The organism is Geodermatophilus sp. SYSU D00779, assembly GCF_054050595.1.
On record NZ_JBJGZQ010000033.1, the window covers coordinates 14524 to 38620 of the forward strand.

The window sequence follows — 24097 nt, forward strand, 5'->3', positions numbered from 1 at the left end:
CCTGTCCGTCCTCACCGGTTGCCGCGCCGAGAGCGCACGGTCCGACACCCCCGTGCCGGCCAGCGCCAGCGACACGGTCGTCGGCCCCTCCCAGGGGCTCGGGAACGGGGACGCCAGGACCTACGTCACCCTGGACGGCGACGGGCGACCCACCGAGGTCGGCGTGCGACTGTCGAGCACCGCCCTGGAGGGACTGCCCCAGTCGGGGACCATGCTGATGCTCGACTTCCCCGACCAGGCGGCCACCACCGCGTTCGACCACGTCATGCTCAACTGGAACCCCCAGGGGCACGACCCCGTCGAGTTGTTCGGCAAGCCGCACTTCGACATCCACTTCGACATGGTCGACATGGCGACGATGCACGCCATCGACCCGGCCGACCCCGACTACGCCGCCAAGGCCGAACACCTGCCTGAGGCCAGGTACATGCCAGCGGACTACGCGGTCGCGCCGGACGTGCCCGTCGCGGCACAGGCCGTACCCGGCATGGGCGTGCACTGGTTCGACGCCAGCGACACCAGCCTGGTCCCGGGCACCTACGACTTCCAGCACATCCTCCTCAACGGCAGCTGGGACGGCCGCCACACCTTCTACGAGCCCATGATCACCACGGAGTTCCTCATGAGCGGGCCCGACGTGGAACAGCCGCTCAAGCAGCCCCAGGCGTTCCAGAAGACCGCCTACTACCCGACCACCTACGCCATCGACGTCGACGAGCAGACCGGGGACTACGTCGTCTCGCTGGCCGGCATGACGGCCCGCACCGCGTCGTAGTCCCGACCGCCACCTCGCCGGCGGACGGCGACGGACCCCGGCGTCAGGACCCGGTGCCGCCCAGCGCGCTCGACGGCGTCCGCCCCCGGTCGACCAACGCCTCGAGGGTGGCCCGGGCCCCGCGCTCGTACAGCGAGGTCAGCGCCGCGAGGTAGGGCCCGGTGAACCGCTCGTCGTCGACCAGGTCCCCGAACAGCTCCCGGTCGGCGATGAAGGCGAGCGGGTCCTCTCGCTGGCGGAGGGCGGCGGCCCGGAGCGACTCCCGCCTGCGGTCGGCGATCTCGATCGGCTCGTCCTGCTCGTCCACGCCCTCGGAGTACCGTGCCCAGCCGGCGACGACCGCGGCCGACCGGCGCACCTCACCACCGGCGGCGAGGTTGTCCCGGACGACCGGCAGCAGCCACTTCGTCAGCCGCTCGGAGCCGTCGAAGGCCAGCCGCGCGAGGGTGTCGCGGATGTGCGGGTTCGAGAAGCGGGCGATGAGCTCCCGCCGGTAGTCGTCGAGGTCGATGCCGGGGACCGGGAGCAGGGTCGGGGTCGCCTCCTCCTCCATGTAGCCGAGCAGGAACGCCTGGAACAACGGGTCCTGCGCCGCGTCGTGGACCAGGCGGTAGCCGGCGAGGCGGCCGAGGTAGGCCAGCCCCTGGTGGCTGGCGTTGAGCAGCCTCAGCTTCATCCGCTCGTAGGGGTCGACGTCGTCGACGACCTGGACGCCGGCGTCCTCCAGCGGCGGGCGGCCGAGGCCGAACCGGTCCTCGAGGACCCACTGGGTGAACGGCTCGCAGACCACCGGCCACCCGTCGTCGACACCGAACCGCCGGGCCACCTCGGCCCGGTCGTCGTCCGTGGTCGCGGGGGTGATCCGGTCGACCATGGAGTTCGGGAACGGCACCTCCCGCTCGACCCACGCGCCCAGCTCCGGGTCCCGCAGCCGGGCGAAGGCGGCGAAACTGCGGCGGGCGACGTCCCCGTTGTGCTGGATGTTGTCGCAGGACACCACGGTGAACGGGGCCAGCCCACGGTCGCGCCGGCGCACCAGCGCCTCGGTGACCAGACCGAACGACGTCCGCAGCGCAGCGCCCGGCCGGAGGTCGGAGACGACGTCGGGATGGGTCGCGTCGAACTCACCGGTGATCGCGGCGATGTTGTAGCCGCCCTCGGTGACCGTCAGCGACACGATCCGGGTCGTCCCGGCCGCCATCTTCTCGACGACCGCCTCGGGGTCGTCGGGGGCGAGGAGGTACTCGACGACCGATCCCACGACCCGCGGCTCCATGGCGCCGTCGGGGTGCTTGACGACGAGGGTGTAGAGGCAGTCCTGGGCTGCCATCACCTCCGCCATCCGCCGGTCGGACGGCAGGACGCCGACACCGCAGATGCCCCAGTCCCGCGCCTTGCCCTCCTCCATGAGCCGGTCGAGGTACATGGCCTGGTGCGACCGGTGGAACGCGCCCACCCCCAGGTGCACGATCCCGGTCCGCACCGAGGACCGGTCGTAGGACGGCACGGGCAGCGAGCCGCCGAGGGACGCCAGGGTCGCGGTGCTGAGCTGTTGCACGGCTGGTCCTCCTGCCCGGCTCTCAGGCCGTGATCCGGCGCCCGGTCGACGGGGAGAAGAGGTGCTCCTTGCCCGGCTGGATGCGCAGGTGGACCCGCTCCCCCTTCGCGGGCGGCCGGGCGGGGTCGACCCGCGCGACGATGCTGTCGGCGAGCGGGCCCGAGCGCTCGCGGAGCTCGGGCAGCGTCCCGTGCAGGAACGCGTCGGAGCCGAGCTCCTCCACCACCCCGACGTCCACGGGGAAGGCGCCGGCGTCGCCCTCCGTGGCGAGGTCGAGGGCCTCCGGCCGGAAGCCGACGACGACGCGGTCGGCCCCCTCCGCCGACAGCGCGCTCAGGGCCGTGGTGGGCAGCGGCAGGCGCGCCCGCCCGAGCACCGCGTGCCCGTCGTCCAGCCGGAACTCCGCGATGTTCATGCCGGGGGACCCGATGAACCCGGCGACGAAGACGTTGGCCGGCTCCTGGTAGAGCCGCAGGGGCGTGTCGCACTGCTCGAGGACGCCGGCCCGCAGCACCGCCACGCGGTCCCCCATCGTCATCGCCTCGACCTGGTCGTGGGTGACGTAGACCGTCGTGGTCCCGAGCCGGCGCTGCAGCGCGGCGATCTGCGTGCGGGTCTGCACCCGCAGCTTGGCGTCGAGGTTGGACAGCGGCTCGTCCATGAGGAACACCTGCGGCGAGCGCACGATCGCCCGGCCCATGGCGACGCGCTGGCGCTGGCCGCCGGAGAGGGCCTTGGGCTTGCGGTCCAGGAAGGTCTCGAGGTCGAGGATCTTCGCCGCCTCCCGGACGCGCTGGGCGATCTCGTCCTTGCCCACCCCGGCGATCTTGAGCGCGAAGCCCATGTTGTCCGCGACGGTCATGTGCGGGTACAGCGCGTAGCTCTGGAACACCATGGCGATGTCCCGGTCCTTGGACTTCAGGTGCGTGACGTCGCGGTCCCCGATGCGGATCGCCCCGTCGTCGACGTCCTCCAGACCGGCGAGCATCCGGAGACTGGTCGACTTGCCGCAGCCGGAGGGGCCGACCAGGACGAGGAACTCGCCGTCGGCGATCTCGAGGTCGAGGGCGTCGACCGCGGGCTTCTCCGCGCCCGGGTAGATGCGGGTCGCCCGGTCGTAGGTGACGGAGGCCATGGGATCTCTCCTCGCTGGAGCCAGAGGTCAGGGGGACGTCAGGTCTGGGGGTGGACGACGACCTTCACCGACCGCGGGTCGCGGCGACCGGCCGTCAGCGCGTCCTCGGCCTGGTCCAGGCGGTAGGTGCCGGTGACCAGGCGGTCGAGGTCGATCCGCCCGGCGGCGACCAGCGCGATCGCCGTCGGCCAGGTCCCGGCGTAGCGGAAGGTGCCGGTCACCTCGAGCTCGCGCTCCTGCACCACCGACAGCGGCAGGGCCAGCTCGTCCCCGCCCATGCCGACGAGCACCGCCCGGCCCGCGCGGTCGAGAGCGCGGATCGCGTCAGCGGTCGCGGCCGGGTGCCCCGAGCACTCGAGCAGCACCTCGGGCAGGCGCGGCAGGTCGGTGAGGCGCGAGGTCCGGGCGTCGACGACCTCGGTGGCCCCGAGGTCACGGGCCAGGGCCAGCCGGGCGGGGTTGACGTCGGACACCACGACCTCGGTGGCGCCGAAGGCCAGCGCCGCCTGGACGCTCACCAGGCCGATCGGTCCGGCGCCGGTGACCAGCACCCGGGAGCCGGCGCCGACCCGGCCCCTGCGGCAGGCCCAGATGCCGACCGACAGGGGTTCCAGCAGTGCGGCGGCGTCGTCGCTGATCGTCTCGGGCACCGGGTGGGCGAAGGCCGCGTGGACGACGACGTACTCGGCGAAGGCGCCGTCGATCGGCGGGGTCGCGAAGAAACGCATGTTCGGGCAGAGGTTGTAGCGCCCGGCCAGGCACTGCGGGCAGGTCAGGTCCGGCACCCCCGGCTCGACCGACACCCGCTGCCCGACCGACAGCGTGGTGACGCCGGGGCCGAGGGCGGCCACCTCCCCCGCCGCCTCGTGCCCCAGCACGAGCGGGGACTCGACGACGAACCGGCCGATGCGCCCGTGGTCGTAGTAGTGCGTGTCCGATCCGCAGACCCCGACCGAGGAGACGCGGACGACCACCTCACCGGGCCCCGGCTGCGGGACGGCCCGCTCCTCCACGACCACGTCCCCGGGGCCGCGCAGGACCGAGGCCCGCATCGTGGCCGCCGGACCGAGGTCGCCGGTCCCCGGCACCGTCCCGGTCGCGACGCTCACTTGACCGCTCCGAGCGAGAGCCCCTGGACCAGCTTGTCCTGGGCGGCGAAGCCGGCGACGAGCACCGGCAGCGACACCACGAACGCGGCCGCGCAGACCTGCGCGAGGAAGAGCCCCTGGCTGGTGACGAAGCCGGTCAGGTAGACCGGCGCGGTGCCGGCCACGGTGCCGGTCAGGGTCCGGGCCAGCAGCAGCTCGTTCCAGCTGAAGATGAAGCAGATCAGCGAGGTGGCGGCGATGCCGGGCAGGACGATGGGCGCCACCACCTGGCGGAGGGTCAGCAGCAGCCCCGCGCCGTCCATCGAGGCCGCCTCGAGGATCTCGACCGGGACCTCGGCGAGGAACGAGCGCATCATCCAGACCGCGATCGGCAGGTTCATGGCCGTGTACAGGACGATCAGCAGCCAGATGTTGTCCAGCAGACCGCTCCACTGGGCGAACAGGTAGATGGGGAGCAACCCGGCGACGATCGGCAGCATGCGGGTGGACAGGAAGAAGAACATCACGTCGGTCCACTTGCGCACCGGCCTGATCGACAGCGCGTAGGCGGCCGGGATGGCCAGCAGCAGCACGATGATCGTCGAGACCACGCTGGCGGTCAGCGAGTTGAGCAGCGAGGGCCAGGGGCTGGTGCCGGTGCCGACGCCGAAGAACTCCCGGTAGCCGGCGACGGTCAGCGGTGCGAACAGCGAGGGCGGGTTGGTGGCCGCGGCCTCCTCGCTGTGGAACGAGGTCAGCACCATCCACAGCACGGGCACGACGAACAGGAAGCCGATCAACCAGGCGGCGAGCCCCAGCAGGGCACCGGACCGCGGCTTGCGCGGCCGACGGGGCCGGCCCTCGGGCGTGCGGGTGGCGGCGACCGGTGCGACGTCGGTGACGGAGCTCATCGCGCGTTCTCCTCCTGGAACAGCGTCGACACCGTCCGCAGCGCCAGCGTGGCGATGACGATCGTGCCGATGACGACGACGACGCCGGCTGCCGAGGCCCGGCCGTAGTCGTGGGCCTGGTAGAAGGTCTGGTAGATCACGTACGGGAGGTTCGCCGTGCCCAGGCCGCCCGAGGTGATCGTGAAGACCGCGTCGAAGTTCTGCACGATGTAGATCGACCCCAGCAGCGCGCCCAGCTCCAGGTAGCGGCGCAGGTGCGGGAAGGTCATGTAGCGGAAGATCTGCCAGCTGCTCGCGCCGTCGATCCGCGCGGCCTCGATGACGTCCAGCGGCCGGCTCTGCAGGCCGGCCAGCAGGATCAGCATCATGAACGGCGTCCACTGCCAGATGAGGGCGACCTCGACCGAGACCAGCGGCGCCGCGGTGATCCAGTCCGGCTGCGGCGCGTCGTCGGAGCCGAACAGCCGCCAGATCGCGGTGAGCGTCCCGTTGAGCAGCCCGTACTCGGGGTTGAAAAGCGCGTGCTTCCACAGCAGCGCGGCGGCCACCGGGACGATGAGGAACGGCGTGATCATCATGGTGCGCACCACGCCCCGGCCGCGGAACTGCCGGTCCAGCAGCAGCGCGATCACCATCCCCAGCAGCAGGCTGACCAGGACGACGACCGCGGTCAGGATGACCGTGGTGACGATCGCCTGGCGCATGTTGACGTCGGTCAACACGCTCGCGTAGTTGCCGAACCCGGCGAAGCCGCGCTCGTCCGGGTAGTACGCGTTCCAGTCCATGAACGAGACGATCAACGTGACCACGAACGGCAGCTGGGTGACGACGATCGTGAAGACCAGCGCGGGCAGCAGCGGCGCCCGGCGGGCCCAGTCGGCGGACCGGCGGAGCGCTCCGCCCGGCGAGGGCGAGGGCGGTGCCGGCGGCGGTGTCGGCGGTTGCTGACCGCGCCCGCGGCTGGTCTCGAGAGCGGTGCTCATCCCGCTGCCTCCCCCTGGGATCGTCCTGCCGGCTCGGTCACTTCGACTCCCGCTCCTGGTAGCGCTCGGCGACGTCCTCGGCGAGCTGCTGCCCCCGTTCGAGCGCCTCGTCCACGGTCGTCCGGCCGGCGATCGCGGAGCTGACGTCCTGCGACACCTGGGTGGCCAGGTCCGGGAACTCCGGGATCCCCATGAACTGGATGCCGGGTGCGGGGCGGGGCTGCACGCCGGGGTCGTTCGGGTCGGCGGCCTCGATGGCCGCCAGCGTGGGCTCGGCGAAGGCGGAGGCCTCCGCGAGGTAGTCCGGGTTGGAGTAGGTCGACGCCCGCTTGCCTGCGGGGACCTTGGACCAGCCGAGCTCCTCGCCCACGAGCTGCTCGTACTCCGCGCTGGAGGCCCAGGAGATGAACTCCCAGGCGGCGTCCTTCTTCGCACTGGCCTGCTGGATGCTCCAGGACCACGCGTAGAGCCAGCCCGAGCTGTCGGTCTCGACCACCGGTGCGGCGACGTACCCCATCTTGCCCTTGACCGGCGAGTCGGCGGCCTCGAGCGACCCGGCGGCCGAGGTCGCGTCGTACCACATCGCCGCGTTGCCCTGGACCACGTTGTTGAGGCACTCGGTGAAGCCGGCCTGCGGTGCACCGACCTCGCCGTGCTCCCGGACGAGGTCCACGTAGAACTGCACGGCCGTCCGGAACTCCTCGCTGTCGACCTGCGGCTGCCAGTCCTCGGTGAACCAGGTGCCGCCGAAGGTGTTCACCACCGTGGTCAGCGGCGCGAACAGCTGACCCCAGCCGGGCTGGCCGCGCAGGCAGATCCCGGCCATCCCGGGCTCGATTCCGTCGACCTCGGCCGCGATGTCGGCGACCTCCTGCCAGGTCGGGTTGGCCGGCATCTGGATGCCGGCCCCGTCCAGGACGTCCTTGCGGTACATGAGGAACGAGGACTCGCCGTAGAACGGCTCGCCGTACAGCCGGCCGTCGTCGCCGGACAGCGACGCCGTCAGCGGGCCGAGGACGTCGTCCTGGTCGAACTCCGCGTCGGCCGCGACGTACTCGTCCAGCGGGGCGATCCACTCGCTCCGGGCGTAGATGGGGATCTCGAAGTTGCTCAGGGTGGCGACGTCGTACTGCCCCGCCTGGCTCGAGAACTCCTGGCTGATCTTGTCCCGGACGTCGTTCTCCGGCAGCACCGTGTAGTTGACCGTGATGCCGGTCTCCGCGGTGAAGTGCTCGGCGGTGAGCTGCTGCAGGTCCACCATCTGCGGGTTGTTGACCATCAGCACGTTGATGCTGTTGGCCCCGCCGGCGGCGGGACCCCCGCCCCAGCCGGCACACCCGCCGAGCCCCACGGCCAGTGCGGTCGCCGTCGCAGCGGCGAGTGCAGGTCGCACGCGTCTGTGCACGGTGCAGTCCTCCCCGGGCCGACCACGCACTCGCTCATATGAGCAGAGGGGGTCTCAGATGTGTGTGAGGTGAGTCTCAACACACGATCGGGTGACGTCAAGGGGCGTGCCATAGTGAGCACCGGGACGCTCACATGAGCAGGAGACGCGCATGGCAGAGGCGCACGACGGCCCGGCCCGGGTCGTCCTCACGGCATCCGTCGCACGCCGCTACTACCTCGACGGCCGGTCGAAGGTCGAGATCGCCGAGGAGTTCGGCCTGAGCCGCTTCAAGGTCGCCCGGCTGCTCGACGCGGCCCGCCAGAGCGGGCTGGTGCGCATCGAGATCCGCCACCAGGGCGAGATCGACGTCGACCTGTCCGCGCGGCTGCAGGACCGGTTCGGACTGCAGCACTCGGTCGTCATCGACACGCCCGACGACGACGCCGACTCGCTCCGCGGGCACCTCGGGCGGGCGGCGGCCCGGCTGCTCGCGGAGATCATCACGCCGCAGGACGTGCTCGGTCTGGCGTGGGCCCGGGCGGTGAGCGCGATGGCCCGAGCGCTGCCGCCACTGCCCGGGACCCCGGTCGTCCAGCTCACCGGGGCGCTCTCGCTGCCGGACGGACCCGACACGTCGGTGGACGTCGTCCGGGACGTGGCCAGCGCATCGGGCGGTGCGGCGCACGTCTTCTACGCGCCCTTCACGGTCCCCGACGCGGCCACCGCACGGGCTCTCCGGCGTCAGCCCGAGGTGGCGCGCGCCTTCGCCCAGCTCCCCCTCGTGACCAAGGCCGTGGCCGGTGTGGGTCTCTGGAAGCCCGGCCAGTCCACCCTGTACGACGCCCTGTCCGAGGACGACCGCGCGGCACTGCACCGCCTGGGGGTCTGCGCCGACGTGTCCGGCGTCTTCCTCTCGGCCGACGGCGAGGCGATCCGGACGGAGCTGTCCGAGCGGATGATCGGCATCGACGCGGAGCAGATGCGGGCCATCCCCGAGGTGGTCGTCGTCCCCTACGGCGAGTCGAAGAGCCCCGCCGTCCGCGCCGCGCTCCGCAGCGGGCTCGTCGGTGGCATCGTGACGCACACGGCCCTGGCCCACGCCGTCCTCGAGGAGTGAGCGCCTGCGCCGACGGGCCGTGGGGCGACCTGAGGAGGCCGATGCCGGGCGAGACCGAGTCCGAGGTCCTCCTCCTGGGCGGCACCGCCAACCGCGGACAGGTGGTGCGCGTCGGCGACACCGTCCGGCGCCCCCGGCGCGCCACGAGTCCGGCCACCCATGCTCTGCTTCGCCACCTCGCCGACGTCGGGTTCGACGGCGCTCCCCGGTTCCTCGGCGTGGACGAGCAGGGGCGGGAGGTCCTCTCCTACGTCCCCGGGACGGCCGTCACGCCGCCCTACCCGGCCTGGGCCCTCAGCGACGAGGCGCTCGTCAGCGTCGCGCACCTGCTGCGCGACTACCACCGGGCGGTCAGCACCTTCTCCCCGACGCCGCACCTGTGGCCGCCGTCGCCGCCCCCGCCCTTCGCCGGGCAGCTCATCAGCCACAACGACGTCAACCTGGACAACGTCGTCTTCCGCGACGGGCGGGCCGTCGCGCTGATCGACTTCGACCTCGCCAGCCCGGGCTGCCGGGTGTGGGACGTCGCGTGCGCCACGCGGCTGTGGGCTCCGCTGCGGCCGGACCGCTACATCGACGACAGCAGGCGCGGCCGGGCACTCGACCGCCTCCGGCTCTTCGTGGACAGCTACGGCCTGGACCAGGGTGACCGGGAAGCCCTCGTCCCGGCGGTCCTGCACAACCACCAGTGGCTGTACGACATCGTCGGGACCGCGGCCGCGAACGGCCACCCCGCCTTCTCCGAGTACCTGGCCGGCGGGGCGATGCGACGAGCCGAACGGACGCGCCGCTGGTACCTGGACAACGCCGACGTGCTGCAGCAGGCGCTCGCCTGAGAGCCGGGAGCGGTGGACGGCGGGTGTCATCGCGGCGGCGGAACCGGGCCGACGGGGACGAGGACCCATCCCCTCGACTCCAACCTATAGCGCACCGGGGGACTTGCGGCAAGAGCCGGGACGGGCCGGAGAATCGCCGGCCAGAGCCCAGACCTGCGGGAACGGGGTCGCGACGTGCCTGTGCCGTCGTCGACGTACGAGTCGCGGGGGAACCTGATCGGAGCTGACGTGACCTCTCTGACCACCAGCGTGTTCGCCCTCCCCGACCGGTCCCACAAGGCCGACCCCGCGCTGATCGCCGGCGACGAGCAGCACTTCACGGCCGTCGCGGAGAGCCTCCAGCGGTCGATCGCCGACCTGTCCGACCGCCTCGATGCCGAGCGCAGGGCGCCCGGCGACGCAGGCCAGGCGGCGCTGGACCGGAACCTGGAGGTCCACCGGCTGACCGCCCGCCTGCGTGCCCTGCGCCGCTTCGGTCTGGACCTGTGCCTCGGGCACGTCGTCCGCGCGGACGACCCCGAGCCCGTGTACGTCGGACGACTCGGTCTCACGGACAGCGCGGGCCGTCGGCTGCTGGTGGACTGGCGCTCCCCCGCGGCCGAGCCGTTCTTCGGAGCGACCCACGCCGACCCGATGGGCCTGGTCAGCCGCCGCAGGTACCGCTGGACCCGCGGCCGGATCACCGACTACTGGGACGAGGTGTTCACCCCCGACGGGTTCGACGGGCACGCCGCCGCGCTCGACGACCAGTCCGCCTTCATCGCCAGCCTGGGCAGCAGCCGGTCACCCCGGATGCGGGACGTGCTCGGCACCATCCAGGCCGACCAGGACGCGATCATCCGCGCGGGGTCCCGCGGCGCTCTCGTCGTCGACGGCGGTCCGGGCACGGGGAAGACCGTCGTGGCGCTGCACCGCACCGCCTACCTGCTCTACTCCGACCCGCGCCTCGGGCACCACCGGGGCGGCGTGCTGTTCGTCGGTCCGCACCAGCCCTACCTCTCGTACGTCGCGGACGTCCTCCCCAGCCTCGGCGAGGAGGGCGTGCTGACCTGCACGCTGCGCGACCTCGTCCCGGAGGGAGCTACCGCCGGCGTGGAGGCCGACCCGGAGGTGGCCCGCCTGAAGTCCTCCGCGGAGATGGTGACGGCGATCGAGGCGGCCGTCCGGTTCTACGAGGAGCCGCCCGGCGAGGAGGTGACGGTCGAGACCCCCTGGTCCGACGTGGAGCTCGGTCCCGACGACTGGGCCGAGGCGTTCGACGCCCGCGAACCCGGGACGCCGCACAACGAGGCGCGCGAGCAGGTGTGGGAGGCGCTGCTGTCGATCGTGGTGGACGCGCACGACGGCGAGGTCGAGGACGACGTCGTCCGCAGCGCGCTGGCGCGGGACCGGGAGCTGCGCGCGGCGTTCGAGCGCGCCTGGCCGCTGCTGGAGGCCACCGACCTCGTCGGGGACCTGTGGTCGGTGCCCGCCTACCTGCGCACGTGCGCGCCCTGGCTCAGCCCCCACGAGGTCCGGGCCCTGCAGCGTGCGGATCCCCGGGCCTGGACGGTGTCGGACCTGCCGCTGCTGGACGCGGCACGGCAGCGGCTCGGCGACCCGGGGGCGTCGCGGCGCAAGCGCCGGCAGGACGCCGTGGTCGCCGCCGAACGCGAGCGCATGGCCGGCGTCATCGACGAGCTCATCGCGGCCGACGACTCCGAGCTGCTGCTGATGACGAGCCTGCGCCACGGGGACCTCCGCGACGCGCTGGTCGACCGGGCCGCCCTGCCCGTCGCCGACCGGGACGCGCTCGCCGGCCCGTTCGCCCACGTCGTCGTGGACGAGGCCCAGGAACTGACCGACGCGGAGTGGCAGGTGCTGCTGCTCCGCTGCCCGTCGCGGAGCCTCACCATCGTCGGGGACCGCGCCCAGGCCCGGCACGGGTTCCCGGAGTCGTGGCAGGAGCGGCTCGCACGGATCGGGCTCGGCGACGTCACCCTGGCCTCCCTGACCGTCAACTACCGGACGCCGGCGGAGGTCATGGCGGAGGCCGAGCCGGTCATCCGGGCCGTGCTCCCGGACGCCAACGTGCCGACGTCCGTCCGCAGCACCGGCGTCCCCGTCAGGCACGGGTCCACCTCCGAGCTGGGCACGATCCTCGACACCTGGCTCGCCGCGCACGCCGAGGGGACCGCCTGCGTCATCGGCGACCCCACGGTCGCGGAGAGGCCGCGCGTCCGGTCGCTGAGCCCGGAGCTGGCGAAGGGGCTCGAGTTCGACCTCGTCGTCCTCGTCGACCCGGAGGCGTTCGGCGGGGGCATCGAGGGAGCGGTCGACCGCTACGTCGCGATGACGCGGGCCACCCAGCGACTCGTCGTCCTCACGAGCCCCTGACGCCGGCATGACGAGTCCCCCGGGACCGCGCGCACCCCGGCCGGCCGGCGTCCTCGCGCTCGTCGGGCTCCTGACCGTCGCCGTCGCGTCGGTGCTGGTCCTCGCTCCTGCCGCGCCACGGGGCTCCGGGGCTCCGGCGGAGGAGTTCAGCGCCGCCCGGGCGATGGACGAGCTCGAGCAGGTCGCCGTCGCCCCGCGTCCGGTCGGGTCGGTCGAGCACGCCCGGGTGCGCGACCACCTGCTGGCCGTCCTCGACGCCCGGGGGTGGCGCACCGAGGTGCACCAGGCCGTCGGGGCCACCGACCTCGGCCGGGCCGGCACGCAACCGGTGGCGCTCGTGCGCAACGTCGTGGCGTCCCTGCCGGGTTCCGACCCCACCGGGACCGTGCTGCTCGCCGCCCACTACGACACGGTCGCCGCCTCACCGGGGGCCGGCGACGACGGCCTGGGGATGGGGGTGCTGCTCGAGATCGCACGGGCCCTGACCGCCGAGGGGGTCCCACCACCCCGCAACGACGTCGTGGTCCTGTTCACCGACGCCGAGGAGGCGGGGCTGCTGGGCGCCGAGGCCTTCACCCGCGAACGGGCTGCCTCCCTCGGGACCACCGTGGTCCTCAACCACGAGGCGCGCGGGGCGTGGGGCACGCCGGCGACCTTCCGGACGACGTCCCCCAACAGCGCCCTGCTCGACGCCCTCGCCGGCTCCCCCGGGGCCATGGCGGAGTCCGCCGCGGAGGCGGCCTTCGAGGCCCTGCCCAACGACAGCGACCTCACCCCCTTCGCCGCGGCCGGGCTGCACGGGCTCGACACGGCCATCTCGGCCGGCGGAGCGCACTACCACTCCCCCGTCGACGACCTCGAGCACCTGAGCCCCGCCTCCGTCCAGCAGATGGGCGAGGTCAGCCTCGCGGCGACCCGGCACCTCACCGCCGCCGACCTGACGGCGGTCCCCCGCGGCACCGAGCAGGTCGTGACCACCCTGCCGTGGGGGCTCCTGCGCTATCCGCAGGGGCTCGAGGTCCCGCTCGCCCTCGGCGCTCTCGTCCTCGCTGTCGTGGTGCTGGTCCTGCGCCGGGGGCAGCGCGCGCTGACGCTGCCCCGCACCGCCCTGGGTGCCCTGGGGGCGGTCGCGGCGCTCGCCGTCGCCGGCCTGGCCGGGTGGGCGGTGTGGCAGGCAGCGCTCGCCATCGACCCCGGGCAGGCCTCCGCGGTGGTCGGGGAGCCGTACCGTCCCCTGCTCTACCAGGCGGCGGTGCTGCTGGCCGCGGTCGGTGCGGTGCTGGCGGTGGCGGGGCTGCTGCGCCGCTGGACGGGCCCCGACGCCGCAGCCGTCGGGGCCCTGGTCGTCCTCGCGGTCACCGGGGTCCTGGTCGCGCTCACCGCCCCGGGCGTCTCCGGTGTGCTGGTCCTGCCGACGCTGTGCGCTGCCGCCGGGGCGGTCGTGCACGACCTCGTGCCACGGCGGTGGACCGGTCTGCGCGCCGCGGCCGTGTTCCTGGCGTCCGCCGGCGTCGCCGTGCTGCTGGGTCCCGGCGCCTGGCTCGGCTTCGACGTCGGCCTGGGGCTGGGCGGGCCGTTCAGCGCGGTGCTCGCCGGGCTGCTCGTGCTCCTGGTGCTGCCGGTGGTGCGCCTCTCCCGGCCGCCGCGGGCCGACCGACGGGGGGCCGGACGAGGGGGCTGGCGGACGGCGGGGACGCCGGTGGCAGCGCTGGTCCTCGCGGCGGTGCTCACCGCAGCCGGACTGGTCGTCAACCGCGAGGGCGCGACGCCACCGCGCCAGGAGCAGCTCCTCTACGGTCTCGACGCCGACACCGGCCGGGCGCTGTGGGCCTCCTGGCGGGAACCACCCAGCGCGTGGCGCGCCTCGCTGCTGACCGAGCCGCCCGCCGCGCTCGACGACGTCCTCCCCCACACCGACGGGCGGGCGCTCGCGCACGGGCCGGCACCGGCCGTGGACCTGCTGCCCCCCGAGGTCGCCGTCCTGTCCGACACGCGGCGGGGCACGGAGCGCGAGCTCGTCCTGCGCCTGCGCTCGGCCCGCGGCGCGCCCGCGGTGGGCCTGTGGGTGGACGCCGCCGGCGCCTCCGTGCGCGAGGCCCGCGTCGCCGGGCGCGACCTCCCGGTGCACGGGCCGCGCGGGCCCTGGGACCTCGGGTTCGTCCTGGCGGCGGTGCCGGCGGACGGCGTGGAGGTGCGCCTGGTGCTCGAGCAGCGCGCCGACGCGCTCACCCTCCGGCTCGGCGACCGCAGCACCGATCTCGGCGTCGTGCCCGGGTCCACGCCGCCGCACGGGCGCGTGCTCGTCACCCCGGAGCTGTGGGTGACGCGGACGGCCCGGGTGTGAGGGCGAGCCGCAGCCCGACGACGTCGTCGTGGCGGCCACCCGTCGACGCACCGACGGTGGATCGGCACGGGCAGGCTCCACTCCCGTGCCAGGCTCCGGGGATGGCCTTCGACCTCCACCGAGCCGATGGTGAAGTGATGCGCTTCGGTGACGACGCCCGCTTCAGCTTCACCGCCACCGGTCACCTCGTCGTGTACGACGCCCAGGGCAACAAGACCCTGTACAGCCACCACAGCTGGAACTGGCTCGAGGAGCCGGTCCCCCCGCCCGCGGGGTGACCGACCTCGTCGGGCAGCCGCCCCCGCGCCCCGGCGCAGACACCGGGTGGGTCCAGGCGGCTGACGACCGGCGCGTGCGAGGCTCGGCGGGTCCCCCGACGAGAGGTGGCCCGCATGCCGTCCGAGACCGAGACCGCCGCCCGCGTGCAGGCCGTCCTCGACATCCCGCTCAACCGCTTCCTGGGCATGCAGCTGCGCGACCCGGCCGACCCCGCCGCCGGCCTGTGGTTCCCGGTCGGACGCTCGGCGCAGAACCAGGCGGCGGTGCTGCACGGCGGCGTGGTGACGACGCTGCTCGACACCGCGAGCTACCTCGCGCTGCTCCCCCGGCTGTCCGACGCCGAGCACGCGGTGACCCACGACCAGACCGTGTCGCTGCTGCGGCCGGTCGCCGCCGACAAGCGGGTGGACGTCACCGCCACCGTGCTGCGCCGCGGCCGCGCGGTCGCCTTCATGCGCGCCGAGGCGGTGGTGGACGGCGAGCTGGTCGCCACCGCCCAGGTCACCAAGAGCGTCGTCCGCCTCGGCTGATCACCACAGCGACATGGACCGGCGGAAGATGCCGGCGATGTCGTCCTCGGTGACCTCGCGAGGGCAGGTCGCCAGCAGCCGCTGCTGCTTCATCGTGCCCTCGACCAGGTCCGGGATGTCGTCCTCGCCGAAGCCGACCGCGCCCACGCCGTTGGGGATGTCGATGTCGCGCATCAGGTCGGTCAGGACCATGGGCAGGAAGTCGACCGCCTCGGTCGGGATCCCCGCGTTGGGCGCCAGCAGCTGGGCCGCCCGCACGTGCCGCTCCGGAGCGGCCTCGAAGGTGAAGCGGAAGGCCTCCGGCGCGGTCAGCGCGACCGACATCCCGTGCGGGACCATCGGCTCGTCCGCCGGGTAGTCCTTGGGGTGGAAGTCCTTCACCTGCCCGGCGATCGGGTAGGCGTTGGCGTGCGGGATGTGCACCCCCGCGTTGCCGAAGCCCATGCCCGCGAAGGTCGCCGCCATCGACATGTCGGCGCGCGCCTGCACGTCGTCCCCGTGCCGCACCGCCCGCCGGAAGGAGCCGGCCAGCAGGCTGAGCGACTTCTCCGCCCACATGTCCGAGATGGGGTTGGACCCGCAGTAGGGCACCCGCTGCTCGGGCTTCTTGTGCTCGTAGGTCGTGTACCAGCGCGCGGTGTAGCTCTCCAGGGCGTGGCACAGGATGTCCATGCCCGACGCCGCGGTCACCCCGGGCGGCTGGGTCAGCGTGAGGTCCGGGTCGATCACGGCCAGGGTCGGGCGCAGCATCGCGTGGCTGATCCCGGTCTTCACCCGCGCCGCGATCACGTCCATCACGCAGATGGTGGTGCTCTCCGAGCCGGTGCCCGTCGTCGTCGGGACGGCGATCAGCGGCTTCAACGGCTTCGACGGCGCCTGCCCCTTCCCGACCGGCACGTTGACGTAGTCCAGGAGCTCGCCGGGGTTGGTGGTCAGCAGGTCGATCGCCTTGGCCGTGTCGATGCAGGAGCCCCCGCCGACGGCGACGAAGGCGTCCCAGGGCCCGGTCGAGCGGGCCTCCTCGATCGCGGCGACGAGGCTGACGTCGGTCGGCTCGACGTGCACGCCGTCGTACACGTGCGCCTCGATGTCGAACTGCGCCATCTGGTCGGCCACGCGCTGCGGGATGCCGGTGGCCGCGAGACCCGCGTCGGTGACCACCAGCACCCGCCGGACGCCGTACCTGCTCAGGTCGTAGCCGATCTCGTCGGAGGCCCCGCTCCCGAACTTCAGCTGCGGCGCCCCGTAGGTGAAGACGGACTCGGGGTGGGCGGGCGCGACGGTGCTCATGACGTCCCTCTCTGCGGTCGGGGTGCGGCTGGGTGGCGTTGCGCCGAATGTTGCACGTGGTTGTGGTCCGCACCACACCGACGGGATAGTCCACGACACCGATCCGTCCGCCACCGGGCGGCACCCTTCCCAGCCCAGGAGGTACCCGTGACCGACGCGCCCCCCACCGTCCCCGCCCTCGACGACCTGCTCGCCGACGCGCCGACGAACTGGGGCAAGTGGGGCCCGGACGACGAGGTCGGCGCGCTGAACTACCTCGGCCCGGAGCAGGTGCTCGCCGCCGCCCGGCTGGTCAGCTCCGGCAAGGTCTTCACCCTGCAGCGGCTGATCGGCGACCCGAAGGGCGACCCGGTGTGGCCCGGGCGCACGCCCGCCGAGCGGACCCAGATCCTCGACGAGTCGACCTGGGACTCCCCCGACGCGCCGCAGTACCCCGGCGGCCTGCACTACGCCGACGACAAGATCAACGCCTTCCTCCAGGGCTCGACGCAGTACGACGGACTCGGCCACGTCTGGTACGGCGGCAAGATCTGGAACGGCTACGACGCCCGCACCACCATCGGCGGCCTGGACAAGGCCAGCGTCGAGCCGATCGCCCAGCGCGGCGTCGTCGGCCGGGCGGTCCTGCTCGACATGGCCCGCTTCCGCGGCAAGGACACCCTCGACAAGGGCGAGACCTTCACGCACGAGGACCTGGTGGCCTGCGCGCAGGCCCAGGGCGTGGAGATCCAGAAGCGGGACATCCTGGTCATCCGGACCAACTTCCTGCAGCTGTTCTTCGAGCAGGGCGAGGCCTTCTACGAGGGCTTCAACGAGCCCGGCCTGGTCTACAGCCCCGAGCTCGTGCGGTGGTTCCAGGACATGGAGATCCCCAACCTGGTCACCGACACCATCGCCAACGAGGTGACCACCGACCCCAACACCGGCGTCGCCCTGGTCCTGCACAACGCGCTCATGCGCAACCTCGGCGTCACCCTCACCGAGATCGCCGACCTCGAGCAGCTGGCCGCCGACTGCGCCGAGGACGGCCAGTACGCCTTCCTCTACGTCGCCGCCCCGCTCAAGGTCGCCAAGGGCAGCGGCTCCCCCGTCAACCCCGTCGTCATCAAGTAGGGCTGCCACCGTGAGCGACTACGACGAGCGACCCTGGCTGGCGCTCTACGGCGACCAGCCGGCCGACTACGAGATCGAGTTCGACGACGCCCTGAGCATGTTCCGTGCGGGGCTGGCCCGGGACCCCTCGGGCGACGCGCTGCGGTACTTCGACGGCGTCGTCAGCCGCCGCGAGCTCGACGAGTTCAGCGACGCCCTGGCCAGCGGCCTGCTCGCCAACGGCTTCGCCCCCGGCGACCGGCTGGCCGTCTACCTGCAGAACGTGCCCCAGTTCGTCATCGCGATGGTGGCGGCCTGGAAGGCCGGCGGGACCATGGTCTCGATCAACCCGATGAGCCGGGCCCGCGAGCTCTCCTACCTGCTGGAGGACTCCGGGGCCACGGTGCTGGTGTCCCTGGAGTCGCTGTACGACCAGGTCGCCCGCGACGTCGTGCCCGGCACCGACGTCCGGCTGGTGCTCACGACCAGCGAGCTGGAGTTCCAGACCCGCGACGACGAGCGGCTCTTCGGTGGGGTGGGCCGGCAGCGGCAGGAGGGGACGACGGACCTCGGCGAGTTCCTGGCCGAGCACCGCGGGCAGACCCCGCCCCCGGTGCAGCTGGGCCCGGACGACGTCGCGTTCCTGACCTACACCTCGGGGACGACGGGGGTGCCCAAGGGCGCCATGAACACCCACCGCAACGTCGTCTTCACCGCGCAGGTCTACCGCGACTGGGTGCACGCCGGGCGCGACGGCGCCATCTTCGGGATCGCCCCGCTGTTCCACATCACCGGGCTGATCGGGCACATCGCGGTCAGCATGCTCGTTCCGGCGCCGCTGGTCCTGGCCTACCGGTTCGAGCCGCAGGTCGTCCTCGACGCCTTCCTCGAGCACCGGCCGGCGTTCACCATCGGCGCGATCACCGCGTTCAGCGCGCTGCTCAACGCACCCGGGGTCAGCCGGGACCACTTCGCGTCGTTCACGTCGATCTACTCCGGCGGCGCCCCCATCTCGCCGGCCGCCGAACGACGGTTCCTCGAGGCCACCGGCAAGCAGGTGCACAACGCCTACGGCCTGACCGAGACGACCTCGCCGATGACCGTCACGCCGTTCGGCTCGCCATCCCCCGTCGACCCCACCTCGGGCGCGCTGTCGGTCGGCGTCCCGGCGCCGAGCACGGTCGTGCGCATCCAGGACGACGACGGGAAGGACCTCCCGCTCGGCGAGGTCGGCGAGATCGTCGCCGAGGGGCCGCAGGTGGTGGCCGGCTACTGGGGCAAGCCGGAGGAGACCGCCGCCAACCTGCCCGGCGGCGCGCTGAAGAGCGGCGACGTCGGCTTCATGACCCCCGAGGGCTGGGTGTTCATCGTCGACCGCAAGAAGGACATGATCAACGCGTCGGGCTACAAGGTGTGGCCGCGCGAGGTCGAGGACGTCCTCGCCGAGCACCCGGCGGTCCGCGAGTCCGCGGTCGTCGGCGTCCCCGACGAGAAGCGCGGGGAGACGGTGAAGGCCTTCGTCAGCCTCGTGCCCGGCGCCAGCGCGACGCCCGAGGAGCTCATCGCGCACTGCAGGGAGCGCATGGCGGCCTACAAGTACCCGCGCAGCGTCGAGATCGTCGACGAGCTGCCCAAGACCGTCACCGGCAAGATCCTCCGCCGGGAACTGCGCGGAGGGTCCTGACCACCTCTGGTCCGACCGCGAGGGGGAACGCATGGCCACGCAGGCGAGGCACTCCATCTGGCGCCGCTTGCCGATCGACCGGATGGAGGAGATCGAGGCCGAGAGCGGGGCCGGCGCGCTGACCAAGAGCCTCGGGCTCTGGCAGCTGACCGCGATCGGTGTCGGCGGCATCATCGGCGTCGGGATCTTCTCCCTCGCCGGGCTGGTGGCGCACGGCGACGCGGACAACCCCGGCGTCGGGCCGGCGGTGCTCATCGCGTTCCTCGTCGCGGGTCTGGCCTCGGCGGCCGCGGCGCTGTCCTACGCCGAGTTCGCCGGCATGATCCCGCGGGCCGGCTCGGCCTACACCTACGGCTACGTGGCCCTCGGCGAGGTCATCGGCTGGTTCATCGGCTGGGACCTGCTCCTGGAGTACATCGCGATCGTCGCGGTCGTGGCGATCGGCATCTCCGGCTACCTGGAGGCCTTCCTCGACGGCTTCGGGGTCGCCCTGCCGACGGCGGTCACCGCGTCCGCCGAGGAGGGCGGGGTCGTCAACGTCCCGGCCATCCTGATCTGCCTGCTCGTCACCGCCATCCTCAGCGCCGGGACCAGGACGTTCGGCCGGTTCGAGCTGATCGCGGTGGGGATCAAGATCCTGCTGATCCTGTTCATCATCGGGCTCGGCGTCTTCTACATCGACACCGCGAACTACGACCCCTTCATGCCCGCCGGCTTCGGCCCGGTGCTCACCGGCGCGGCCACCGTCTTCTTCGCCGTCTTCGGCTACGACGCCATGAGCACCGCCGCCGAGGAGGCCCAGGACGGCAGGCGGCACATGCCCAAGGCGATCGTCCTGTCGCTGGTCATCGCGATGGTGCTCTACGTCCTCGCCACGCTGGTGCTCACCGGGATGCAGGACTACCGGGAGATCGACCCCACCGCGGGCTTCGCCTCCGCGTTCACCAATGCCGGCCTGCCGGTGATCGCCAGCATCATCTCGGTGTTCGCGGTGCTGTCCATCCTGACCGTGATGCTGACCTTCCTCCTCGGCGTCACCCGGGTGTGGTTCTCCATGAGCCGTGACGGGCTGCTGCCCCCGTGGTTCGCCCGCACCGACCGCCACGGCACCCCGCAGCGCGTCACCTGGATCGCCGGGATCGGGTCGGCCGTGCTCGCCGGCGTCTTCCCCATCCGCGCCGTCGCGGACCTGACGAACATCGGCATCCTGTCGGCGTTCGTCGTGGTGTGCGTCGCCGTCATCCTGTTCCGCTACACCCGGCCCGACGCGCCCCGCTCGTTCCGGCTGCCGCTGATGCCCGTCGTCCCCGCGTTCGGCGTCCTGGCGTCGCTGTTCCTCATCGCCCAGCTGCACTGGGAGACCTGGCTGCGCTTCGGCGTCTGGCTCCTCATCGGGCTGGTCCTCTACTTCGGCTACGGCCGCCGGCACTCGCTGCTGAACCCGGACAGCCCGCTGCACCGGCGCGCGGTGGCCGCCCCGCCCCGCGAGTGAGCACCGGCGGCGGGGACGCCGGGCCCGCCGCGGCACGCGCCGCCCGGGCGCTCCGGACGCACGCTCCCGAGCTCGCCGACCTGCCGCTGCGGGAGCTGGGCCGCGGGCTGGACAACACGGCCTTCGCCGCGGGCGAGCTGGTCCTCCGGGTGGCCGACGGTCACGACGTGCAGCGCGAGGCGGGCCTGCTGGGAGTCCTCGCGCCGCGGCTGCCGCTGGCCGTCCCCGTCCCCGTGTTCGCCGACGCGGACGCCGGGGTGCTCGGCCACCGGCTGCTGCCGGGACGGCCGCTGCTCGGCCGGGCGCCCGCGCCGGGCACCGCCGCCGTGCTCGGCCGGTTCCTGCGCGACCTGCACGCCACCGACCCGGACACGGTGCGCGCGTTCGTCGACGAGGACGACGCCGACCCCGCCGAGTGGCTGGCGGACCTCGACGGGCCTCCCGAGCTGCTGCGCGTGGTCCGGTCGAGCGTGCCGCGCCGCTCCACACTGCGCGTGGTGGCCCACGCGGACCTCGGCGCCGAGCACCTCCTCGCCGACGGACCGGGCCTCACCGGCGTGATCGACTGGTCGGACTGCGCGATCACCGACCCGGCCCTGGACTTCGCCCGCCTCCACCGCGACTTCGGGCCCGCCTTCCTCGCCGAGACCCTGCAGGCGTACGGCGGCCTGCCCGACGCCGGCCCGCGGATCGAGTTCTTCGCGCGCTGCGCCGCCCTCGAGGACCTCGGGTACGGCCTGCGCACGGGCCGTGCGGAGTACGCCGCGGCCGCCCGCCGCAGCCTCGCGTGGCTCTTCCCCGCATGAGCCTGCGATCCGCGGACTCCGCCCTCGTCGTCGACCTCGACGGCGTCCTGCGGATCTGGGACCCGGGGATCGTCACCTCCGCCGAGCGACGGGCCGGTCTGCCCCCGGGCGCGCTCGACCGCGCGGCGTTCGCCGACGCGGCCACCCTGCGCGCCGTCGTCACCGGCCGGATCAGCGACGCCGAGTGGCGGGCGGGGATCGCCGCACGGCTGGTCGCCGTCCACGGGGAGGCCGCGGCCGGAGCGGTGGCCGACTGGTCGGGCCCCTGCGGAGAGGTCGACTGACGGGTCCTCGCCGTCCTCCGCGAGCAGCGCCGCTCCCGTCCCGTGGCGCTGCTGAGCAACGCGACCGACCGGCTGCCCCACGACCTGCAGCGGCTGGGACTGGACGGGGAGCTCGACGCCGTCTTCAACAGCTCGGACCTGGGGGTGGCCAAGCCCGACCCGGAGGTGTTCGCCGCGGTCTGCTCGGCCCTCGGCCTGCCGCCGCACCGGTGCGTCTTCGTCGACGACCAGCAGGTCAACGTCGACGCCGCGGCGCGGGTGGGACTCCGCGCCCACCTGTACCGCGGCCCCGGCGAGCTGGCCGCCCTCCTGCAGGACGGCTCCGGCTGACCGGTTCCGACGACGGGCCCCAGGATGGAGGCGTGCCCGTTCCCGGCTCCACGCCCCACCTCCCGCGCGGCGCGACGTGGGGCCTGCTCGCCGCGTGAGCCGTCCACGACGCGGAGGAGCTGGTCACCATGCCCGGCTGGGCGGACCGCGCCCGGCCGCGTCTGGAGGGCACCGTGCCCCGGCTGCCGGCGCGGGTCCGGGACGGGCTGGCCGTCTCTCGGCCGCACACGACCGTGGCCATCGGCCTCGTGGGGACCGTCATCGCCGCCGCCTCGGCCCGGGGTGCGCGCACCGACGGCGCCGACCCGCTGTTCCAGGCCACGCTCGCCGCGTTCGGGTGGCACGCCGTCCCGCACGTCGCCTCCGCGGTGGTCACCCGCGGCTACACCCCCGGCGTGCTGACGGCTCCCACGGTCGTCGCGCCGTTCGCGCTCTGGGCACGGTCGAGGCTCCGGCGCGCCGGGGTCCCGGTGGCACCGACTCCCCTGGCGGTCGCGCTGCTCGGACCCCTGGTCGTCGTCGGGGCGCACGTCGCGGCGTCCGGCCTGCTCCGGCTGGCGGATCGGCGGCGCGGACGCCTCGGGAGAAGTCCTCGGCGACCGTGTCGATCCGGGCCGCGGCCGTTCGACCTCCTGGTGAGAGGCCGGGACCGAGCCGGCCGTTCCCCTCGGAGGACGTCATGACCGCCACGCTGACCACCACCACCCGCCGCGGCACCGGCTCCGTCGTCGGCGCGGGCCTGGCCGCCACGACGGTCGCCGCCCTCGCGACCACCACCGTCGCCGCCGCGGGCTCCGCCGCCGGGATCAGCCTCGACGTCAGCGGGGCGCCCATCCCGGTGTCCGGCTTCGCCGTGCTGACCGCCGTGTTCTCCCTGGTCGGCGTGGTGCTGGCCGCCGCGCTGGCCCGCCGCGCCCGGCGGCCGCGCAGCACCTTCGTGCGCACGACCGTGGTGCTCACCGCGCTGTCACTGGTCCCCGACGTGGTCGCCGACGCCACGATCGACACCCGGGTGCTGCTGATGGTCACCCCCCTCGTGGCCGCGGCGATCGTCGTCCCGGCCGTCGCCCGTCGCCTCCCCACCCACCGGAGGTGAGGGGCCGGCGGCACGGCCGGGCCCGTGCCGCCCCCGACCGCGACAGGATGCGCGCGTGGACGACGACTGGGACGACTCGGTGTCGATGCGGCTGGCCGCCCTGGCGCTGGACAGGGGACGGCTGACCGACGACCTGGTGACGGCGCTGGCGGTGCGCGGCACGCTGCTGGTCGACCTCGCGCTGCGCGGGCGGGTGCGGGACACCGAGGAGGCCGTCGAGTTCGACGACCCGCCCACCGGCTTCCCTCCCGCCGACCGGCTGCTCGCGGAGGGAGCCGAGTCGCTGACCGACCTGCTCCGCCGCGGCCCGGTCGACCAGCGGGACCTCGCCGCCGAGCACGTGCGGCGCGGGTCGTGGACGGTGCGCCGCCGGCTGCTGGGCACCCGCTACGACGACTCCCGCGCCGACCGCACGGATGCCGACGAGCGGGTCCTCGACGAGCCGCAGCGCTCGGGGTGGACGCCGGAGGACGCCGCCCTCGCCGCCGTCGCCGGCACCCTCGGCCTGCTGGCCAGCCCACGGGAGCGCGCCGGCGAGGAGCTGCTCGCGCACACCGAGCCGGTGCGCTGGCTGGTCGACCTGGTCGTCGAGGAGGTCGACCGGGCCATCACCCGGGGCCGGTACATGAAGGGTGCGGTCAGCTTCGCCGACGGCTCCCCCGGCTGACGGAACGTACCGAGCCGGGAGGCCGGGCGGAACGGCG

At 73.5% G+C, this 24097-nt stretch carries 21 protein-coding genes and 2 pseudogenes; 16 read left to right on the plus strand and 7 right to left on the minus strand.

Going from position 1 to position 24097, the window contains the following annotated elements:
• The first annotated feature begins 52 nt into the window (after positions 1-52).
• Positions 53-775 (plus strand): DUF5602 domain-containing protein, encoded by a 723-nt coding sequence (locus ACI79G_RS21620; RefSeq protein ID WP_456883105.1) that lies wholly within the window; start codon positions 53-55, stop codon positions 773-775.
• A 43-nt stretch (positions 776-818) separates the two neighbouring features.
• Here ACI79G_RS21620 and ACI79G_RS21625 read toward each other — a convergent pair whose 3' ends face one another.
• The 6 genes from ACI79G_RS21625 to ACI79G_RS21650 are packed head-to-tail and all read right to left on the minus strand — an operon-like array spanning position 819 to position 7843.
• Positions 819-2333 carry a mannitol dehydrogenase family protein gene (locus ACI79G_RS21625; protein ID WP_456883106.1) on the minus strand — a complete coding sequence of 505 codons (1515 nt, stop codon included), beginning with the start codon at positions 2331-2333 and terminating at the stop codon, positions 819-821.
• A 22-nt stretch (positions 2334-2355) separates the two neighbouring features.
• Positions 2356-3468 (minus strand): ABC transporter ATP-binding protein, encoded by a 1113-nt coding sequence (locus tag ACI79G_RS21630; RefSeq protein WP_456883107.1) that lies wholly within the window; start codon positions 3466-3468, stop codon positions 2356-2358.
• A gap of 38 nt (positions 3469-3506) precedes the next feature.
• A complete protein-coding gene (locus ACI79G_RS21635; protein ID WP_456883108.1) occupies positions 3507-4577 on the minus strand; it encodes an NAD(P)-dependent alcohol dehydrogenase in 1071 nt (356 codons plus the stop codon).
• The gene (locus tag ACI79G_RS21640) at positions 4574-5467 is read right to left on the minus strand and encodes a carbohydrate ABC transporter permease (protein ID WP_091223836.1); all 894 of its coding nucleotides are present in this window, start codon (positions 5465-5467) and stop codon (positions 4574-4576) included. The genes ACI79G_RS21635 and ACI79G_RS21640 overlap by 4 nt, the downstream gene beginning before the upstream one ends.
• Entirely contained in the window at positions 5464-6450 is a 987-nt protein-coding gene (locus ACI79G_RS21645; RefSeq protein WP_456883109.1) for a carbohydrate ABC transporter permease, read from the minus strand. The genes ACI79G_RS21640 and ACI79G_RS21645 overlap by 4 nt, the downstream gene beginning before the upstream one ends.
• Before the next feature lie 37 nt (positions 6451-6487).
• Positions 6488-7843, minus strand: a complete 1356-nt coding sequence (locus ACI79G_RS21650) for an ABC transporter substrate-binding protein (RefSeq protein WP_456883110.1) — start codon at positions 7841-7843, stop codon at positions 6488-6490.
• 163 nt (positions 7844-8006) lie between these two features.
• On the opposite strand from ACI79G_RS21650, the gene ACI79G_RS21655 reads away from it, so the two are divergent.
• From ACI79G_RS21655 to ACI79G_RS21680, 6 genes are all read left to right on the plus strand, one after another.
• On the plus strand, positions 8007-8954 hold the full coding sequence (locus ACI79G_RS21655) for a sugar-binding transcriptional regulator (RefSeq protein ID WP_456883111.1): 948 nt from the start codon (positions 8007-8009) through the stop codon (positions 8952-8954).
• Between the two features lie 41 nt (positions 8955-8995).
• Positions 8996-9790, plus strand: coding sequence for a phosphotransferase (locus ACI79G_RS21660; protein WP_456883112.1), 795 nt, complete (start codon positions 8996-8998; stop codon positions 9788-9790).
• Positions 9791-10018: 228 nt separating this feature from the next.
• Entirely contained in the window at positions 10019-12166 is a 2148-nt protein-coding gene (gene helR, locus ACI79G_RS21665; protein WP_456883113.1) for an RNA polymerase recycling motor ATPase HelR, read from the plus strand.
• 7 nt (positions 12167-12173) lie between these two features.
• Positions 12174-14510: a M28 family peptidase gene (locus ACI79G_RS21670; protein ID WP_456883114.1), complete on the plus strand. Its 2337-nt coding sequence runs from the start codon at positions 12174-12176 to the stop codon at positions 14508-14510.
• 101 nt (positions 14511-14611) lie between these two features.
• A complete protein-coding gene (locus ACI79G_RS21675) occupies positions 14612-14788 on the plus strand; it encodes a hypothetical protein (protein ID WP_456883115.1) in 177 nt (58 codons plus the stop codon).
• 114 nt (positions 14789-14902) lie between these two features.
• On the plus strand, positions 14903-15319 hold the full coding sequence (locus ACI79G_RS21680) for a PaaI family thioesterase (RefSeq protein ID WP_091223823.1): 417 nt from the start codon (positions 14903-14905) through the stop codon (positions 15317-15319).
• Here the strand turns inward: ACI79G_RS21680 and ACI79G_RS21685 are convergent, their stop codons facing one another.
• Positions 15320-16609: a hydroxyacid-oxoacid transhydrogenase gene (locus ACI79G_RS21685; protein WP_456883116.1), complete on the minus strand. Its 1290-nt coding sequence runs from the start codon at positions 16607-16609 to the stop codon at positions 15320-15322.
• Positions 16610-16756: 147 nt separating this feature from the next.
• Here ACI79G_RS21685 and ACI79G_RS21690 point away from each other — a divergent pair, with 147 nt between their 5' ends.
• From ACI79G_RS21690 to ACI79G_RS21730, 9 genes and pseudogenes are all read left to right on the plus strand, one after another.
• A complete protein-coding gene (locus ACI79G_RS21690) occupies positions 16757-17722 on the plus strand; it encodes a cyclase family protein (RefSeq protein WP_456883117.1) in 966 nt (321 codons plus the stop codon).
• 10 nt (positions 17723-17732) lie between these two features.
• Positions 17733-19385 (plus strand): AMP-binding protein, encoded by a 1653-nt coding sequence (locus tag ACI79G_RS21695; RefSeq protein ID WP_456883118.1) that lies wholly within the window; start codon positions 17733-17735, stop codon positions 19383-19385.
• Positions 19386-19416: 31 nt separating this feature from the next.
• Positions 19417-20877: an amino acid permease gene (locus tag ACI79G_RS21700; protein WP_456883119.1), complete on the plus strand. Its 1461-nt coding sequence runs from the start codon at positions 19417-19419 to the stop codon at positions 20875-20877.
• On the plus strand, positions 20874-21683 hold the full coding sequence (locus ACI79G_RS21705) for a phosphotransferase family protein (RefSeq protein WP_456883120.1): 810 nt from the start codon (positions 20874-20876) through the stop codon (positions 21681-21683). Before ACI79G_RS21700 ends, ACI79G_RS21705 begins: the two co-directional genes overlap by 4 nt.
• A complete protein-coding gene (locus ACI79G_RS21710) occupies positions 21680-21967 on the plus strand; it encodes a hypothetical protein (RefSeq protein ID WP_456883121.1) in 288 nt (95 codons plus the stop codon). Before ACI79G_RS21705 ends, ACI79G_RS21710 begins: the two co-directional genes overlap by 4 nt.
• A gap of 21 nt (positions 21968-21988) precedes the next feature.
• Positions 21989-22297: pseudogene (locus tag ACI79G_RS21715) on the plus strand (HAD family hydrolase); the annotation flags it as partial.
• A gap of 113 nt (positions 22298-22410) precedes the next feature.
• Positions 22411-22980, plus strand: a pseudogene (locus ACI79G_RS21720) (HXXEE domain-containing protein); the annotation flags it as partial.
• On the plus strand, positions 22977-23393 hold the full coding sequence (locus tag ACI79G_RS21725; protein WP_456883122.1) for a DUF6069 family protein: 417 nt from the start codon (positions 22977-22979) through the stop codon (positions 23391-23393). The pseudogene ACI79G_RS21720 and the gene ACI79G_RS21725, both read left to right, overlap by 4 nt.
• Positions 23394-23448: 55 nt before the next feature.
• Complete coding sequence (locus tag ACI79G_RS21730; protein ID WP_456883123.1) at positions 23449-24060, plus strand: GPP34 family phosphoprotein; 612 nt, start codon at positions 23449-23451, stop codon at positions 24058-24060.
• Positions 24061-24097 lie beyond the last annotated feature (37 nt).